Raw genomic sequence first — 2335 nt, 5'->3', positions numbered from 1 at the left:
GGGATAATTATTAACCATAACTTTTCGGTTGAATTTCCTGAGCTATTCCGAAAAGATGACTTTGATATTCAAAATCCGTCTGGATTAAATAATCTTTTATTCTGGGAAGCACCAAATCCATCTTTATGGAAAGATAAATATATTGAGCTATTAGAAAAATATAATTCTCTATTAATAAACAAAATAGAAAGTAATATGTAATAAACTTTTTTAGTACAGATCAGTTAATTAGAACCGTATTCTGAATAGAATACGGTTTCTTTTTTGAAGGGAGTATTTGAAAAAATCACAACTGTACAATTTCACCGGTACCATTATCGGCAGAACGTTTATACCTGGTTGAAAAATATCAATAGTTATACCTGGAGAACCAGTGAAACACAATATAATAGCATTAAAAAACATTAAATTAATTAAGTGGCATTAAAAACTAATGGCACTTTATTAATTTTTAAGGAACTAATATATGGGATACCCATGGTTCATTAAGCTTCCTGACAGCAGAGTTGCGGAATATTTGTTTTTCCTCTCTGCTGTATACTGCCATCGTTACTGTTTGATCCTTATCTGTAGGAGTTATAGTAATATCTAAATTGTACTTAGTTTGATATCTGAAAGAATAAGTGGCTGTGTTAGCTTCTATATCATAAACATTCATTTTATCAGGTACACCAAAAGAAATATGACATTTGCTTTCACACTCTACTACTAATTTGCCGTAGCCATAATAATCTTCGGTTGGGGCCGCATTGGTAATTTTTTTACAACCAGACTCAGACAGCAAGATGATAGCTGAGAATAGTAAAGCTGCCTTTTTCCCTTTGTATAAGATCGATGAAAATGGCACAATACTAATGGGCGCTGGTTTAATCCAGCTAAATTTTTTGTTAAAATTTTTCATACTCATACTGTTTAGTTAAGTAAAAATAGAACATCCATGGAGTAGAAATTAGGTTTGACTAAAAGTGTATATCATAATGTGAAAAAGTGTAGAACTTTGAGAAATTGACAAAAAACTATCACAATAAGCTATTAAACAAATAGACAAATGCACATTTTCATATCATTAAATTCAACAACTTCTGAGATAGGCTTTCATCAAAACCCTGGATTGATTTAGAGTTTAATAACTGGAATTGTGTGAATTAAATTGTGCAAATAATGGGAAGCTGATTTCAAAAAAATGAGCATTTTAAATTATAGATTTGATTGACTATCAATTGATTCATTAGAATTTAAAGGATAGAATATTCAACTAATTAATTATGTTAGTTATGGAAATATTAATTGCAATATTGTTTTTAGCGAATATTCTGGTTTGGGCATACAACAGATTAAAGCAAAAAGTAAATTAGCCAACCATTAAAAGCTATTCTGCACTACCTGTTTATTAAACGGTAGCTTAATTGCATTGTATAAAAATCAGATTGAGCTATCCGTTATCGAAACGCAAAGTATTTGATAATCTCTTTTGAACCCTGACCAAACATTCCGGGGTTTACAAATCAATCAATAAAAAACACTTACCTAATCATAATCCTTTAGTAAAACCATGGCTAATTAAAACCGTAATTGGTGAGCTCTTACAAGCAATTATACTAACCATTAATTAGTCTGATTCAACACTTCCTCAAGCCTATTGATAGGTTAATCAAAACAAAGTATCCCTTTAGCAAGTTTATACTATGCAGGGAATCTCCCTTTAAATTATAAAAGTTTTAATTATTTTATTGTTTTTTAAAACAATCTACAATAATATATGTATATTGTTAAAGCTTTTTGATTTAGCAAATAAGATTTAAATATTTGTTTCTGGGTTTTACGTATTAATAATCAAGAAAGCATTCATTATTAATACTAATTTAAGGATCAGATAACGTGCCGATCCGTTTTGATAAAGCTTATTTTGAACTGAACAAGATTATTTAAAAGGTTATTTTACTTAATTAAGTCATGGATAAACATTACGGCCAAATAGTAGAGTACAGAGTTAGAAAAAATGGTTATTGTATCAGTGACCTGGCCAGGTGCATGCAAGTAAACAGAAGATCCATTTATAACTGGTTTAATCAAAAACATTTAAAAAGAGATGTTATACTTAGGATTGGATGCATTATACGGCATGACTTTGCCCAGGAATTTCCTGAAATTTTTGAACCAGATGACTTCAAAATTATTTATCAGGTACCTGAGCAGCCTTTGCGTAACACTTTAAGTTTTGATTATGAAGAACAGGAATGCTGGAAAAACAAATATCTAACATTACTGGAAAAATACAACGAAACTCTTTTACGGAGTACGGACGGAAAAATACCGTCTGAGTATACTTCATTTG

2 protein-coding genes and 1 pseudogene are annotated in these 2335 nt (G+C 30.2%); 2 read left to right on the top strand and 1 reads right to left on the bottom strand.

Features of this window, described 5'->3' with window-relative positions:
• A pseudogene (locus tag AC1DRQ_RS30765) lies at positions 1-201 on the top strand (hypothetical protein); the annotation flags it as partial.
• A 250-nt stretch (positions 202-451) separates the two neighbouring features.
• Here AC1DRQ_RS30765 and AC1DRQ_RS30760 read toward each other — a convergent pair.
• Positions 452-901 carry a hypothetical protein gene (locus AC1DRQ_RS30760; protein ID WP_429401387.1) on the bottom strand — a complete coding sequence of 150 codons (450 nt, stop codon included), beginning with the start codon at positions 899-901 and terminating at the stop codon, positions 452-454.
• Positions 902-1953: 1052 nt separating this feature from the next.
• On the opposite strand from AC1DRQ_RS30760, the gene AC1DRQ_RS30755 reads away from it, so the two are divergent.
• The coding region (locus AC1DRQ_RS30755; protein ID WP_477429820.1) for a hypothetical protein at positions 1954-2335 on the top strand (382 nt) is incomplete at its 3' end.

This window comes from Mucilaginibacter sp. P4_E8, from assembly GCF_056401495.1.
Note: the sequence above shows the minus strand (reverse complement) of the source record. Positions and strands in the feature narration are given on the sequence as shown.

Excerpts from the sequence above, each read along its gene's own strand:
- AC1DRQ_RS30760 (WP_429401387.1), bottom strand. The coding sequence starts at position 901 with ATGAAAAATTTTAACAAAAAATTTAGCTGGATTAAACCAGCGCCCATT.